Annotated in this window: 9 protein-coding genes; 5 read left to right on the forward strand and 4 right to left on the reverse strand. The window is 50.7% G+C overall.

Annotated elements, in window-relative coordinates; genetic code table 11:
* Nucleotides 1-352: 352 nt before the first annotated feature.
* The 5 genes from LZ463_RS09630 (at nt 353) to LZ463_RS09650 (ending at nt 6,084) form a co-directional block, all read left to right on the forward strand.
* Nucleotides 353-991, forward strand: coding sequence for a TRAP transporter small permease (locus LZ463_RS09630; protein ID WP_241455410.1), 639 nt, complete (start codon nt 353-355; stop codon nt 989-991).
* A gap of 101 nt (nt 992-1,092) precedes the next feature.
* On the forward strand, nt 1,093-2,379 hold the full coding sequence (locus LZ463_RS09635; RefSeq protein WP_241455457.1) for a TRAP transporter large permease: 1,287 nt from the start codon (nt 1,093-1,095) through the stop codon (nt 2,377-2,379).
* Between the two features lie 161 nt (nt 2,380-2,540).
* Entirely contained in the window at nt 2,541-4,538 is a 1,998-nt protein-coding gene (locus tag LZ463_RS09640) for a sensor histidine kinase (RefSeq protein ID WP_241455411.1), read from the forward strand.
* A gap of 42 nt (nt 4,539-4,580) precedes the next feature.
* On the forward strand, nt 4,581-5,171 hold the full coding sequence (locus tag LZ463_RS09645) for a response regulator transcription factor (RefSeq protein ID WP_241455412.1): 591 nt from the start codon (nt 4,581-4,583) through the stop codon (nt 5,169-5,171).
* A 22-nt stretch (nt 5,172-5,193) separates the two neighbouring features.
* Nucleotides 5,194-6,084: an AEC family transporter gene (locus LZ463_RS09650; RefSeq protein ID WP_241455413.1), complete on the forward strand. Its 891-nt coding sequence runs from the start codon at nt 5,194-5,196 to the stop codon at nt 6,082-6,084.
* Between the two features lie 78 nt (nt 6,085-6,162).
* On the opposite strand, the gene LZ463_RS09655 is transcribed toward LZ463_RS09650, so the two are convergent.
* From LZ463_RS09655 to LZ463_RS09670, 4 genes are all read right to left on the reverse strand, one after another.
* A complete protein-coding gene (locus LZ463_RS09655; RefSeq protein ID WP_241455414.1) occupies nt 6,163-8,043 on the reverse strand; it encodes a hypothetical protein in 1,881 nt (626 codons plus the stop codon).
* Nucleotides 8,040-12,452 carry a DUF6603 domain-containing protein gene (locus LZ463_RS09660; protein WP_241455415.1) on the reverse strand — a complete coding sequence of 1,471 codons (4,413 nt, stop codon included), beginning with the start codon at nt 12,450-12,452 and terminating at the stop codon, nt 8,040-8,042. The genes LZ463_RS09655 and LZ463_RS09660 overlap by 4 nt, the downstream gene beginning before the upstream one ends.
* A 2-nt stretch (nt 12,453-12,454) precedes the next feature.
* Nucleotides 12,455-14,218, reverse strand: coding sequence for a ComEC/Rec2 family competence protein (locus LZ463_RS09665; protein WP_241455416.1), 1,764 nt, complete (start codon nt 14,216-14,218; stop codon nt 12,455-12,457).
* A gap of 322 nt (nt 14,219-14,540) precedes the next feature.
* Nucleotides 14,541-16,616: a hypothetical protein gene (locus LZ463_RS09670; RefSeq protein ID WP_241455417.1), complete on the reverse strand. Its 2,076-nt coding sequence runs from the start codon at nt 16,614-16,616 to the stop codon at nt 14,541-14,543.
* Between the last annotated feature and the right edge of the window lies 1 nt (nt 16,617).

Consider the following 16,617-nt stretch of genomic DNA (forward strand, 5'->3'; position numbering starts at 1 on the left):
CGGGATTTGCTGTTTCAAGATGAACTGGATAACACGATGTGGAAAACCACAGTTGCCGCAAGCAGCATGCTTGCCTGAAACTGGGAAGCAAAACAAAATCTTAAAATACGGGGACCTTATGACGCAAACATCTGCATTGCTCAATACTGCTGGCACGTCGTCCTGAATGCCAGCGCAATATCTAACGCAGTCCTGTAATTTGTAGCACCTGCAAGCATCCGGTCTGACTATCCACTGCTAAAGTTAAACAGTCATGACAGATATCAGCTGTATTGTGTGCCGCTTGCCCTGTTAAACAGGCATACTGCCGGGTTTGTTCGTCATCGCCTTCTTTTTTCAAAGGGATCTTGCCATGAAATTTCTCGATCATCTGGAAGAATGGATTATCGCCGCCCTCATGGGGGGTGCAACTCTCATTATCTTCATCTCTGTACTGCACCGCTATGGGACTGGTTTTAACATCCCTGTCGTGCAAGACTGGTTGCTCTCTCTGCACTTTAGCTGGGCGCAAGAGTTATGCATCATCATGTTCGTCTGGATGGCCAAATTTGGCGCCGCCTACGGCGTACGGGCCGGCGTACATGTAGGGGTTGATGTCCTGGTCACCCGCCTGCCGGCAGAATGGCGCAATGCCACCGTCTATACCGCTCTGGTCTGCGGCATGATCTTTACCGGCATCATTGGTACACTGGGCCTGACCTTCGTCTGGGAAAACGGTATGCACTATGCCATTTTCAATACCCTGGGCCTGTCAGTCGGTGATCTGACAGAAGGACCGACGACGCCAGATCTGGAATGGCCAACCTGGATCGTCTATTCCGCCGTCTGGATGGGATCCTATCTGATGTGTTTCCGCTTCATTCAGGTTGCGCTGGTTTTTTATCGAACAGGTGAAGTACCACAGCATGATCATGCCCATGTTGAGGGGCTGAGTGATGAAGAAAATGAAGTTCAATTACAACCAGCAACCGCTGCGAAAGGAGGTGCGTAATGAGTGCCGCCATGGATACGCTGGGCATCAAGCAGATGTCCAAGCAACGCGCCACCATCGTTTTGTGTGGCATAGCCCTGGCGCTGGGCGCCATGTGTATGATGGGCAAGATAGGCATCGTTTTCGCCTTGCTGATTGCGCTGATGCTGACCGGCATCCCGGTCTCGATTGCCCTTGGCCTGACTGTATTGATGTTCATGTACCTGCTGACCCAGGTGCCGATAGAAGCTGTGGCCCTGAAGCTGTTCACAGGTATAGAAAAGTTCGAGATCATGGCGATCCCTTTCTTTATCCTGGCAGGTAACTTCCTGACGCACGGAGGTGTTGCCAAGCGCATGATCAATTTTGCTACCAGCATGGTAGGTCACTGGCATGGCGGCCTGGCCCTCGCCGGCATCATCTCCTGCGCGATGTTTGCGCTAGTCTGCGGCTCCAGCGTGGCGACAGTAGTGGCGATTGGCTCCATCATCCTGCCTGCCATGGTCAAGCAGGGCTATCCCAAGCAGTTTGGCGCCGGTGTCATCATCACGGCCGGCTCACTGGGCATACTGATGCTGCCATCCATCCCCAAGGTGATTTACGCGATTTCCACCAATACCTCGATCGGCGCCCTGTTCGTCGCCGGTCTGTTCCCGGGCATGCTGCTGACAGCCATGCTGTGCGCCACCACCTGGTATCTGGCGAAGAAAAATGGCTACCCGCGCATGAAAAAGGCCACCTGGGGTGAACGCTGGAAAGCCTTCCGTGAAAGTATCTGGGGTTTGCTGCTGGTGGTCATCATCATAGGCGGCATCTACAGCGGTGTGTTCACGGCAACCGAAGCCGCGGCCATGAGCGCGGTCTACGCTTTTTTCATTTCAGTCTTTGTGTATAAAGACATGAAGATTTCAAACACCCCCAAGGTACTGGTCAATTCGGCAGCATTGTCGGCCATGCTGTTGTATATCATCACCAATGCGGTGCTGTTTTCTTTCCTGATGGCGCATGAAAATATTCCCCAGCTCATGGCTGACTGGATACTGGGCAAAGAGCTGGGCCAGGCTGGCTTCCTGTTCTTTACCAATGTCCTGCTCCTGCTGGCAGGTAATGTGATGGAGCCTTCATCCATCATCCTGGTGATGGCTCCTATCCTCCACCCTGCCGCCATACGCCTGGGCATAGACTCTGTCCATTTTGGTATTCTGATTGACGCCAATATGGAAGTCGGCCTTTGCCATCCACCGGTTGGTCTCAATCTGTATGTGGCCAGCGGTATTTCAAAAATGAGTATCACGGAACTGACTGTCGCTGTCATGCCCTGGCTGATCACGATGCTGGTTTTCCTGGTCATTGTTACTTACTGGCCGGGCCTGTCTCTGTGGCTGCCACGCGCCATGGGGATGATGTAAACAAGCACAGGGTCAGGAATGCCATCATTTCTGACCCTTTTCACTGGCCCGCTCCACCAACCTGCCATGCCGCTTGAGCTCTGCACCATGTCCTGACATTCGCGAGCAGATATACAAATCAAGCCTGTCAGCAATACCGGTGTTACGGTAAACTCGTTTCTATGAAAACCCTGCACCGCTCACAGTCCTGGCCCAATCAAAAATGGCGCTGGATTATCCCCATCCTGCTATTGTTGCTGTTTTTGTCCACACTGATCTGGTTGCCGTGGCAGGCACAACGCATGGAAGCCAATGAGCGCCAGGAGCAACTGATTGCCGACTCGCTCTGGGTCGAACAGGCCATACAATTCCAGTTGAACCGCAATGATGAAGTCTTGCGTCAGATCGGTGGTGAGATCAAATCAGCCAAACTGCAAAAAGACACAGTACTTGAACGCTTTCGCACCATACTCAAGAATAACCGCGAAATCCAGCGCATTGCCTGGTACGACGCCAATAACAAGGTAGTAGCCGATACCCGTGATATCGTCCAGGCTGATGGCGGCCGCGTCCCCTCCCCCAAATTCGAATTTGGCGACCTGGAAATCAGCGAAGAGACGATCTGCCTCAAGCCTGTACTGGAAATCAATGCAAAGAACACCTATCTCATGCATTGCCAGATCCCCATCATCAAGGATGAGCGCAGGATAGGCAGCATGATGATCAGCTATCGCATGAATGCCATCCTGGAAGAACTGGTGCCCTGGTGGTTCGCCCAGGACAACCAGATCACCATCACAGATATTGATGACCGCATACTGGCAGAACGCAGTGCCGGCGGCAGTGGCAAGAGTGTCTACACCCACAGCCGTGCCCTGGAACTGCCCAGCCTGACGCTGGTGCTGCGTACCAACAGCATCAAGACCGAGCCAAAACTCCTGTCCAACCTCCTGGTGCTATCCGTCATCCTGCTGTCGATAGGCCTGATCTGGAGCCTGATGGCCCTATGGCGCGACATTAACCGCCGGCTTGCCGCAGAAGGCGCCCTTCGTCAGCAAGTCACCTTCCGTACTGCAATGGAAAACTCCCTGGTGACCGGCTTGCGCGCCCGCGACATGGAAGGCCGCCTGACCTATGTCAACCCGGCCTTTTGCCGCATGGTGGGTTTCCCGGCGGAAGACATCATAGGACGCATCCCCCCCATGCCCTATTGGGCGCCGGAAGCAATAGAAGAATATCAGCAGCGCTTCAACCAGCTGCTTGCAGGATCAGTGCCGTCGGAAGGCTTTGAAACCACCTACCAGCATGCCAGCGGCGAGCGCATCCCCGTGCTGATCTATGAGTCACCGCTGATCGATGAAAATGGCAAACAGACAGGCTGGATGAGTTCCATCCTCGACATCTCTGAACTGCGCCGCGCCCAGGAACTGACACGCCAGCAGGAGGAAAAGCTGCACACCAGCGCCAAGCTCGCCACCATGGGGGAAATCGCCTCCATGCTCGCCCATGAGCTGAACCAGCCACTGGCTGCCATTTCAAGTTACACCACCGGCGCCGTCAATCTTTTACAGGGCGGCATGATAGATAAGTCCCTGTTCCAGAGTGCCCTGGAAAAAGTCAATGCACAGGCACAGAGAGCGGGCCAGATCATACGCAGCGTCCACGAATTTGTTAAAAAGCGGGAAGCCACGCGCGAACCAGTACAAATAGCCGACCTGATACAGAGCGCCATGCCCCTGGTTGAATTGCAGGCACAAGCCAGCCATGTCGCCTTGCAGTGGAAGATTGCAAAAAAACTACCATTGGTGCTGGCAGATGGCATCCTGCTGGAGCAGGTATTGCTAAACCTGACAAGAAATGCGATAGAAGCCATGCAAACCACACCGCCGGAAAAGCGTATATTGAGAGTGGAAGCCAGCTACGACGACAATGAGCAGCACATACTTGTGAGCGTCATCGATCGCGGTCATGGGATACCGGCAGAGGTGTCGGAAAAACTGTTTTCCCCCTTCTTCAGTACCAAGTCGGCCGGTATGGGCATGGGCCTGAACATCTGTCGTACAGCCATAGAATTTCATGGTGGCAAGCTGTCACATAGCGACAATCCTGTCGGTGGTACTATTTTCCAATTCGCATTACCCATATCAGCAAGTCATATTAACAACATACACAATGCGTAGCGCAGCTAGCTAAAGTGCGCCAGATTATTTACGGGAGACCACATGCTACACATCATCGACGACGAAGAAGTCATACGTGACTCTTTATCCTGGCTGGCAAGATCCAGGCAAATTGCCGCCCACGGTTATGACAGCGCTGAAAAATTCCTGACTGCACTGGACAAGCCCCTGCTCTTTGACAGCCAGGGCGATTGCATACTGCTTGATGTACGCATGCCGGGCTTGACCGGCATCAATCTGTTTGAAATGCTGGCCGCCAGACAACTGACCAAGCGTCTGCCCGTAATTTTTTTGACCGGCCATGGTGACGTGCCCATGGCAGTCGATACCCTTAAACGCGGCGCTTTTGATTTTTTTGAAAAACCTTTCAACGACAACAAATTGATGGACCGGGTACAAGAAGCACTTGGCGTATCACGCCAGGCTGGTTCTGCAGCTGTCATCCATGAACGCCTGGCCAGCCTGTCCACCCGAGAGAGAGAAGTGCTGGACCTGATCTTGCTGGGCAAGATGAACAAGGTCATTGCCGACCAGTTGGGCATCAGCATGCGTACCGTAGAAGTACATCGCGCCCATATTTTTGACAAGATGCAAGTCAAGACAGCCGTGGAGTTGGCGGGCATGTTGAAATAAATGGGTGGGGATACAGTAAAGCATGTCGATCTTCACCCTGCTCTTTCCCGACTTCAGCCTGATCCTGCTGGGCTTTTTACTGGCCCGCCATGCGCACTGGGGCGGTCATTTCTGGGCTGGTGTCGAGAAGATTGTTTACTTCATCATGTTCCCGGCTTTACTGTTTTACACCACTTCACGCACCCGCTTTGATTTTCACGCAACCGGTCATTTACTGCAGGTAGCATTGATTGCCACAGCCTGTGGCATGCTGCTGGGCTGGTGCGCCAAGTTCATGTTCAGCACAGCACCACGGATATTTGAATCCGGCGTGCAAACCGCTTTCCGTTTCAATTCATATATAGCACTGGCAATTGCATCGCGCCTGGCCGGCGAACAGGGTACAGCCCTGATGGCCCTGCTGATCGGTTTTCTGGTCCCTCTGTGCAATATGGGTGCGGTGTATGCCCTGGCGCACAATAGCGGCAGGTTGATGAAAGAAATCGCCAGCAACCCTTTGGTGGTTGGTACGGCATCCGGTGTCTTGTTCAGTGTGCTGGAAATACCCATCCCCGAAGGCATCAGCGCCACCCTGTCACGCCTCGGCAACGCCTCGATTGCACTGGGTCTGCTGGCAGTAGGGGCGGGCATGCGCCTGTCTGGCCTGCGCGAAGCCAAGGGCATCGCTGCCTACTTCCTGTCCGTCAAACTGCTGGCCCTGCCCTTCATCGCCCTGTTGCTGGGCCGCTGGCTGCAGCTACCACCTCTGCAACTGCAAATCGCCGTGGTCTTTTGTGCCCTGCCGACAGCCTCCAGCGCTTATGTATTAGCTGCCCGCATGGGTGGCAATGGGCCCTTCGTGGCGTTTTTGATTTCGGCGAGTACGGTGTTGTCGGTACTGACTTTGCCGCTGTGGTTAAGTCTGGTGCGGTAAAGTCAATGTGCAGGTAAAATAAATAGCCCGATTAGGACTTACGCAAAAATTATCCCGACGTCCGAAACAACTTGATTATTACTGTGGCGGCTGCGCCATGGCGAAAGTCACCTCCTCAACGCCTTCTATCATTGCAGAGGCAAAATTGGCCGAATCAATGGTGGCCACTCCGGAGCACATGGCAGTGCTGAATGCTGTCATGTCAATGATGCGTTTGCTCTTGTCCTTCCAAATAACACTGATGTCATTTTCTTGGGATCGTGGTTTTTTTGTGAGTGCATCGTTTTCGCCACGCAGCCCGAAGTGCAAGGTTTCTATTTTCTGGTGAATCTTGATTTCATCGAGCACCCCATCGAACAGGTAAAAAAGCACATCAGGTGCCAGCCTGGCGATCCTGAGGGGAGGTTTGAGTTTCTTATTGCCTCCAATATAGCCATCGATCTGTAATCCAGGCCAGCCAGGAACCACTTCAGAGCGAAGAAGCACGCCTGTCACCAAGCCCTGAGGATCAGTCCTATGCCGCAAATAAGCTTTGTCCCGCTCTTTGTCGGCTTGTGTCACACTGCCGACGCTGAACGCACCGTCAAGCAGACAGGTGATCCACAACCAATCCATTGCAAAAAAACGAATGGATTCCACTGGGAGCATACGTTCGTCTGGTACGAGGTAAGAAAACGGCACACCTTCTAACAGTCTCAGACCCAACATCCAATCTTGCAGGCTGGGCGGCAATGCTACATCGATGTCTGTCATTGAGCTCGACACTGGAATGGCCAAAGGATGGCAACTTCGGGTTTGCCGCAATTTGGCTTGTTCCTGTTTCCAGTGTAGCAGCTCGAGCGAGAACTTCTTGTTTTGCAAGGCCACGAGTCGTCCAATTTCCCATGCTGCTGCGTAGGAAACGTCGAACATCCCGCTCTCCCTGTTGTAGCGCAAGAGCTTGTCTGCTACCTTAACAGGCCAGGAAGGCAGTGCTTTGCTGTGAGGATCAAGCGGGTTGTTCGCGGGGGCAAGCGGCCCGTGATACCACGACACGGTTTTTTTACCATTGCGCAAAGAGTGGCGCATCGGCACTGCACCTGATGCCAATTGCGCTTTGGCTATTTCATCCCTATTCCACGGAAAATCGCTTTCCGGCAAACGCAAGCTGCTGGGGCCAGTAGCCGGTGTGCTTCCTTTGAGATTCAACAGCAGGCTGGTAAATTGCTGCTCTGGTTGAGTACAGCCAAACCTGAAACTGGCCAAACTGATGAATCGAATCTTTTGTTCTTCTGTGGTTTCCTTATTCTTAAAATCAAAAGTGTTATCCTCACCCGTATACCTGTTCTCCAATGAAACCAGATGTGCCGTGCTCATGCCATTGGCCTTGGGGAGCCGTTTTGCAATGATAGTCGCCACTTCCGCCAGTGGAGTAGCAGTGGCGGATGAGCGTTGCCGCACATGGGTCAGTAATTTGAGTTCATTGATGCTAGGAAGCAGGGACTCCAGCAGTGATTTCTCGACTTCAATGATGATGACTTGATCGTCAAGGGATTGTCCCTTTTCTGCCTGATAGCCGAGTTTTGTATCTTTCAGTGCCATCGTCTGTGGGTCGCCTATCTCTCCTTCGTGAAAGACCAGCAGCGCCAGCCACGGTGCGTCGGAATCGGCCTGTGCTTTGCGTTCCCAGGGCAAGGTACTGCGCTGTAAAACCATATGCGGCAATACATTCGCATGATCGCCCATGCTGCCGTTGGGCGGGAACATGGCGAGGATTTCGGTTGGTGGTAAACTAAAACGCTGGCCCTGAATCGAAAAGCTTACTTTTTTCGAAAAAGTAGCTTCCGGAATACCTGTCCCAACTATCTCTTGCGTGACTTCAATTTCATAGTCACCGGCTTCGACACCAGGACGGTGCGAATCGAGAAAGCAAATCACATCGTCCGGGTTTTGCAGGGAATTATTTCCTGGCTGGCTCATGATGTTGCCTCTGCTTGTGGTAGCTCTTCGAGATAATCGAAGCTAAAGTCATTATCGAGTTCGGCGATACTGAGGCCTAAATTTTTGAGCAACTCATTGCGTTTGCCTGTGTTCGCTTTTGTTGTTGCTTCTATACTATTGGTGCTGCAGGTGAAAGACTTCCCCATCGCTCCCCAAGTACATGTGCGGGTATTTTCGGCACCTTTGTCGTTTACAAGTAAATCCTGGCGTTTGACGGCCTCAGTCTTATAGGCAGGCTTGGGTTCATTTGCCTTGATCTCAAACCCACAGAGCGCATTTTCGACAAATTGAGGGCCGTGGAGTTGTGGGGTGAGCGATGCGCCCCAAAGCGATGAGGGAACATTTTTCGTGATCGCCGTGCAGAAAAACTGGTCTGTCTGTGCCGTCGAGCTAACATCATTGGTCTTGATCTTTTTGCTGAGCTTAATGGTTTGTTTAGACGAAGTGACTGACGGCAGCCCCATCGGTGCCACACCAAAGTGATGCGCTATGGCGGGCGCAGTTTGGGCGTCGAAGTTGGGTACCTGGTGAGAAGTAGCTGGAATTACAGAGTTGGTCACCAGCCTGAAATGTTTGCCGTTGATGATGCCGAGCTCATCCTTGTCATCCCCTTTATGTATCAGCCCATCGGCTACCGCTATGCTGCATACTTCTTCAGGCAGGAACATCTTTTTAAAATCTTCCCAGCCTATTGCTTTAGCCTGGCTGGCAGCGGTATTACCAAAATGGATGGTGAATGAAATAATCCACAAATGCACCGTGGCGTCACCCGCGAATTCTGGGCCCCAGATATGCAGATCCGCGCCGACTTCTAGTGACAGTCGTTGTGTTCCAAAAAACTCGAAGGTGAGCTGTATGCCTATATCAACATAGGCTTGCGCATCATAATGGTAGGGCATCCAGGCAATCAAAAAATCTATCCCGGCTTTGAGCCAGGCCATGACTGCGCTGCTTTTCCAAATGACCTGCAAATGTCCACCAGCCATGATTGCTGATGGGGTAAGTGCGAAATACACATCGCCTTGCAGTGACAGGCCAAATTCCTGCATCTGCCACAAAAAACCGAGTCGTGGTACTACAGGATAATGCTTGAGTACCTGGAAACGCGGATGATAGCCACCCAGCGTCAAGATGAAATCACCACTTTTTGCCGAGCCGCCGTCCTTGAGCCAGCACATAAATGCGAATCCCCCACTCAAGTGACAATCCCTGGAAAAGAGGTAGGACGTGGGGGTGAGTTGCGCACGCAATTCCACAAAGCCATCGTCGGGAATGAAACTGCCTTTCAGCGCCAGTTCGACCTCGGCGACGGCGGGTATGGCATCGCCAAATTCCGCTGACGGAATGCGCATGGTGGACAAGCCCAGAAGGTGTAGTTCAAGTTTTTTGCCAAAGGCAGCGGTGAGTAATACGGTAGACTCTACCATCTTGAAAGAGCTGAACATCACGCCAGCGGCGAGGAAGTGCTGGCCCACAGTGGCAGGGATGGCTGCGCTGGCGCGTTGGAGTATCGCCAGCATCTTGCTTGCATCGGTCTTTTTTTGCGCTGCTTCGATGAGTGGGAACTGCGCCAGCCGCTCAATGGGGGGAACGACCACGTTGCGGTTGTAGCCAAATCCTGCAGCAAGGCCCGTGATGAAAAAGAATGGTGGGCCGCCAATTGGATAATCGAGCAGACCGTAAATAAAAAATGACGAATCTTCTTTGCTTGAGTCTTTTTCGTCCTTGATGGTGGTGTAGGAACCAAGTGCGCTGATGGTAAAACCCTTTGCCTTGATCACAGCAGCGCCGCCGAATGCAATTGGGGCATCTTCTTTTGTGGATGGCAGCCTCAGGAAGCTACCTCCAATTTCGACAAAACCGTTGTTGTAATCGATGCCCATGCCACGTAATGAGACATCAACCTCAAGTTTGGATGGATCTACGCCAAACGCCAGGCCGTCCAGCGAGATGGTCAGTCCTGTCGCACTCATGGAGGCGCTCAGCAGCACCCAAATCTTTGATTGGCGATATTCAACACCGACCCGCTCGACATGTAGGGGACCGACTGCTCTTTGGATATTGAGCCAGATAGCACTGTCAGGTGGCGGTGCGATTGGTGTTGTGCCTGTGGGCAGTGCCTGCGCTGCAACCGGGAACATCACAGGTTGCGATACAGGTCCGAGATTCAGAACTGCGGCGAGATTGACGCCACGCTGCAGTACTACCGCATTAAGATCAGGCGAATTCGCCATTCCGGGGGTCGTGGTTTGCGCGACCGCAGGGAGATTGTGGACAGGCGGGTTAAACGTGCCCAGCAAACTGTTTAATTTCTGCACTTCGTTTGCCTTGAATTCCGCCGTGGCAAAAACGACCTGCAGGTTGTCGAATCCTATGTTTTTCCCTGCCGCGCTCGCAACGTATTTCCCGACGAGTGGCAATTGAGAAAAGTCCAGTTTTATACCGAGATCGACGCCGAACAGCGATTTGCCAGGATCGGTGGCGGGTTTGCTGTAGGCGAACAGTGCATCCTTGATGATGATACTCAGCGCGTCAGGGACCAGCCCTGCCAGCGTAGGGGAAATTTCTCCGAGCAATGCCGATAGCTTGAGCTTTTGGTTTTTAGTATCAGAATAAGCCCCGACGAAAAAACTCGTTCCTGCATCCCCCTGTTTGGCAGTATCGTACTTTACATGAAATCCAATTTTCCCTATGCGCAATTCTCCACCGAACTGGTATTCATACGTGTTTTCCGCCTTTTGGCTGACGAATGCATCAAATGACAAGAGCGCCATTTTTGCATCGTCTTCGCTCGAAAGGGGGAAGTCAATTCCGGCATTGAATTGAACGGCCTGTGACTTGTTGTTTGTCCCAGGTGCAGGGGAGTTGTTCTGCTCGGTTGTTGTGGTAAAACGTAAAGACAATAGCTTGATTTGCAGTTTTTCTTCAATAACATCTGGCAATGCGATAGGAGAACGATAATGATTTGACAGGGCAATGGCTAGCTTACCGATCTCGATCGGTTTAGACGCCGCGCAAGCAAAACTCCAACCGTTGATTTGCTTTGTCGCTTCGACAGTGAAAGGAATGTCGCTCACAGCGAGCGTCCCCGAAATGCTTCCCTCAAGGCTTTTCGGATTTTTTGCAGCAGCAACATCGAACGGGTTATTCGCGATGAACTCTAACCTGGGGTTAATAATGTTGAGTCCATGTATCAATTCGCAAGCCGCCTTCAGTTGCAAATCGAATGCAATTGCGCCAACAGTTTTATTGACAGGATTAAAATCGACTTCGAATTTCTTGAGATCCACTGATTCAAATGTAAAAAATCCTTGGTGCAGATGCAGGTCTTTCACCTCGTATCCCCAGTGAAGGTTCTCGATATCTTTCAATTCTGTGATATCGACATGCCCTGATGCAAAAAGCGACCACGGATCCAGAAGGTTCTCAGGTAGTATGACCTGTAAGTCCAACGCGGCATCATCCTTGATTTGCATATGCCCGAACATTGTCAGCCCAATCGCTGGCTTCTGGCCTGGTGATGGGGTCACGTTGACACGCATGCCCACCTTGTTAATTGCGAGCGAATCGAAAATTTCAAACTGTTTCCCGGACTTAAGGCGAATCGAAAGAAATAGCAATTTTTTTTCGACCGGGTCCAAAAGAATGCTGAGATCGTCCAGAAAAACGGTCCTTATCGCAGAAAAATCTGCCGGGAAAAGTTGCGCAACTGGAACCTTGATGACTTGAGCAAGTAATGCTCCCAGATCTGACGCCCAGGCACCAAGGGGGATTGTAGAGCGCGATGACAAAGCCCAGGATTTTGGGGCAAGAGTTCCACCGAGGGGAATTTCAATTTTAACTTCAATGGACGTGTTTCCCGCTTCGAGGGTCGCGTACATGTCGAGCAGTAATTCAGGCTGCGCCCCGTAACAGCGAAAAAATTCGAAGCCCAAATTACCGAGGGAAATTCCCGGGAAAATAGCGCAATTATGTTTCGATTGGAGACAAACGAAGTAAAGCCTGGAATTTGTTGAATCAAATATGAGATCGACGGTAGTATATTCTGCATCCAGTAGAGGCTGGACGAAGGGCGTAGAGGGGAGAATGCCGAGTTCGCTGAGCGTGCTGAGCTTCATCACGGCTAATGTGGTTTTGAAATCGAAACTCCACTGGCCATTGATGTAATCGAGATTGATCTCAATCTCTACCTTACCTTCATGCAATGGCAGCGTTGTGTCACCTTTCAATGTCAAATACGTACTTGGCGCATGGCTGCGCTCAACGCTCACGGCATCAATGATCAGCGAACCAAGTCCAAAAGCACGAAGCAAATGATCAAATGACTCGGAGGTATATTTTTCATCATTGAAGCTAATTGACTGATTGAAGATGGTTGCGGATGTCATTTTTATTTACCCCTCTTCGCAGATGGAAGTTTTGGAGCATATTCGCGTCCCCTCTTCATCCTTCCGCCTGTATCCTCTGGATATGGCGATTCAAGGAGCTTACGTCCTCCATTTGGAGAGTAGCGTAAATTGAAGTAAGTCTGATTGATGTTATCGACAAGCAGGTAATAAAGAGTTATCTTGTCGTCATTGAGTATGTTTGCAGGAGTGTGCAGATTAAAATATGGTTTTTCCCCCTCCATTTTGATCTTAACGGCTGCCGTTAATAGTACGTCCATTTTTTTGTAAAATTGATCGACTGCTTGCTCTTTAGTACAAGCGCCACTTTGGAATTTGCTCCATGTTTCTATAAAGCCCGGGAAATATGCAGTGATGAAATCAATACCAACAGTGCTTGAATCACTCTTGTCCTTCTTCGCCCAAGCGGATATTTCTTCGGCCTGTATTTTAAAACCATCGCAGATTGCCTTGTTCAGGCCCTTTACTTCATCAAGAGTACCAAAAGCGAATGAACGATTGATGTCGTAACTTTGAAATACTATTTTTTTTTGCAGATTATTAACTTCATCCGGCGACCGCTTGATCAATACAATGTCATGGCTATCTTTAATCAATTGATACCCAGCACAATCTCTCTCTGGTTTAGATTGATCGACTACAAGCCCGTTTTTGACACGCCGTCGAATTACAGCCACCTTAGTACCCAAATTCGAGGCTTGCGTATTTCCGTCTTGATCGCTGAAGATTACATTTCCGTCTGTGATCTGCTCCTTAATTTTAGAAAGCGCGTCATAACGCTCATCACCTTTAAAGACGTGCAGGGAATTGGAAAACGCAACAATGGGTTTAGTATCAAGCGAGCTGAGTCGCTCAAGAAATTTTTCGCTCGGCACCTCTTTCATCTGGTTGCAGGACACGACGATCGTTTCTGGTTTTAGTTGGCCCAGCAAGTATAGTTGATTGCTGTGTTCGCTGCCGTGGTGACTCGCCTTGAAGACGCTGACTGTTTTTCCGCCCGCAAGTGGCCCCTTATCTGACTTCAAATAGTCAATCAAAGGTTTTTCGACGTCGTAGTAACTACTCATTTCAGTATCGCCGCTCAAGTCTCCAGCTGTAAAATAGCGAAATTGTCCCCATTCAACCAATAGCGCCAACGATAGATCGTTGGGATTGAATTTCCGAGCTTTCGTTGCTTTTTGCGACGTTAGCACATTGCTGCCATCAGCAAGAATTCCGTCGGCGCAATAGCACTTCAATGTAATGTCAGATTTGCCCCCCAGTTCAATTTCGAATGGTCGCCGATCGGCTACATTAAAGAACGGTATCTGGCATCGTAATGAGATTGTTTTGGGGTCTTTTTCTTTCATTCTCTTTAACTGCGCTTGTACTTGGGCAGCATAAGCGCTAAAGGTCCCTGTCCTGGCGCCTGTGCCTATACCATTTGCAGGTGTCGCTTCAAAATTTTTGGCCTCCGCATAGCCGCCTATATCAAGGAATTGATCGAATTGGATGCCAGCTTCAAAAAAACCCTGAATATGGTCTTGATGGTAATGCGTGGCAACAATGAGATCGAAGTGCGTGCCTGCAAAATACTTCTCCAAATAGTGCTTTAGCGCGCTACTTCCGCTACCTTCAGCTCCTGCATCAATCAGCACCCGATAAACGACTTTCCCTTCTGCGTCGCTGACATGATCTTTGACAATAATCGCAGTAGCATCACCACCCCGCACATCCAGGTGATGTATTTCCAAACTGATGTCGGACATGGTCCTCTCCGTGTATTCAGGTTTTTCGATTAAGTCACGTCGCGCCCGCCAGTGCCGAGCCTTATCTATGTCCTGCGCATAAAATGCGGTATCGTTCTATTTTTCAAACCAGATTTGGCGTCTGTTTGCATACCCGTCAGCTTTGTCAACAAGCGCCGTTTACCGTTTAATTCCTTTGCTTTTTTCAACAGCAAATACACGGAACCATGCTAATGCCTTGCCTGGAAACTGATACTGCAAAAAAATTTCCTCAAGCACACCTATGGGCTTGTCATGGAGTGAGACGAAAACAGGCTGGAACAACCCGACATCCATGATCCTGCTAGAAGACATCAAAGTACTCGACCCAAAGTTCATACAAATAAGCTGCGGTGGCTGCGTTTCCCGTTATGCTTCTTATATTGATTTCTTTTATCCAATTAAGTTTGGGAGATTTGATTGGTTTGGGAGGTTCGGCTGGCTGGGGAAATTCGAAAAGTTCCGAATAGGCATGCCCTTTATGCTTATCTTCAGTGCTCCCCCAGATTGCAGGGATATGCACTTCGATTGACTTACCTGTATCAGGTATTATTTGCACCAGGGTCCCATCACCTGAGCCGTGCTTATAATTCCACGAGTCCCAAGCGACAATATAGAATCGGTACTTGCGCGTTGCACCCGTCTGAGGAGGCGGGCCGCCAAGACCATATATACCCATATCGAGGATGCTAATACATTTGTTTAAGTATTCTTTCTCTTGAGCTAGTTTCCTGCTCCCCACGAACTGCTTGGTACCCTTGATGATTACCGCTCCGCTGTCACCCTTACCCTTAATCGCACCTGCGACCTCAATATCACCCGCAGCCATCACAGTTTGGGCATTAAGGGAAATAGCATTCAACAAAGCTCTTTCGCCATTTTTGTTGACATAGACGTCCGCAATCGTGAGCCCATTGTTCGGTTGGTGAGTACCATCGGCCTGCTGTAAGCCTACAAAAATCCCCGTGTTATTATTGGTATTGGCCTGAAGCCGTAACCCACTGCCCGCGCCAAAATCCATTTTGACGTCGCCATTCACCTCCAGCATCTTGGCGGATAATTTGTTACCCTCTATATCCTTAGCGCAAACAATATTGCCTGGAACGCTGAGTTCTTCCGTACGCAAGGCCATTTTCTGAATATTGCCTCCATAATTCCCAGAGTTGCCACTGCAGACCTGGAATTCATTGCCCTGTACCATCATGGTTGGATAGGCTGGTCCGTTGCCTAAAAATGCCAGGCTGCCGGAGTCGCCAAACGCCATCTTGACGGGGCCAGTTACTCCCAGTTTCATTGGCGACTTCTGCTTGTTGGCGTCCTCGATCTCCAGCGGTGCACCACCTATCCCCACGTTACCGTCCTTGATGACGACAGGTCCTTTTTCTATGCTGCACACAAATTGCCCATCCCAATAGCCAGGGATGTTGTCGTAGTGCAGGTACAGGTTGGCATTGCCGGTTTTTGCAGAGACATCGATGGTGATCGCAAGGTCTAGGCTTTTTCCGTATTCAAGAGAATAGTTATTGTTAGGGAAGGTGATATCCCAGCTTGGTGTTTCGCCTATCCTGGGACCTGCCGCGCTCACCAGGCCAACAGGAACGCCCACGCCCGTGATGCTCCCAAGATCCCAGTCATCCGTTCCTGTGTCGCATGATAAGACCAGCTTCGTTGCAGGATAATTGTCCTCACCCTTGCTAAATACGATCGTCGACGTACTGACATCCTTGGCCTTGCAAATATTGGTAAGACGTAGCGTGAGCGTCGCGGCCATAGCACCGTTCTGCACGCGACTGCCCTCGATGATACTCATATGCAAAGGAATATTTTTTCTGCCGCTATGGTTGGTCACATGCATGTATTGCGTGCGGCTGCCGGTAATCGCTGTATTGCCAGGTAATTGCAGTTGGTGTGGAATCAATTCAACCTGCGTCCCGCGTGCTCCGCTGCCTGGCGCAGCACTGAGACCCGAAAGCACAATCGAGCGCGTTTCCCCTATCGAAAGAGTGCTCTTGCTTCCCGTGTAAAGGAAATAAAGCCTCACGGGTGCATTTGTCCCAGCCTGATGGACATGCTGTGCCAACTTCCAGTCTGGCGTGCTCACAACTTTGTTGGCTGCTGGGCTAGCGAGTAATTCCAGTGTTCGCCTGGACAAGGTCCCCGGACGAAACTGTAAAGCAAAATGATAATTGCTTGCCGAGACCTCAGTTGGCCCGGCCATCATGCTCATGTCTTGCGTGGATGTATTGGCAATCGTTAAATGTAATTTCCGGTCGCTGATGTCTTCGGAAATGTACATGACGGCTTGTTCGTCATCGTCGAACAGCGTGAAATCAATAGGGTGGCTCTTGCGAAACTGGGTCGAATTATTCTCAGTTGCCATG

It is taken from the genome of Undibacterium paludis, assembly GCF_022568815.1.
Taxonomy (GTDB): Bacteria; Pseudomonadota; Gammaproteobacteria; order Burkholderiales; family Burkholderiaceae_D; genus Undibacterium.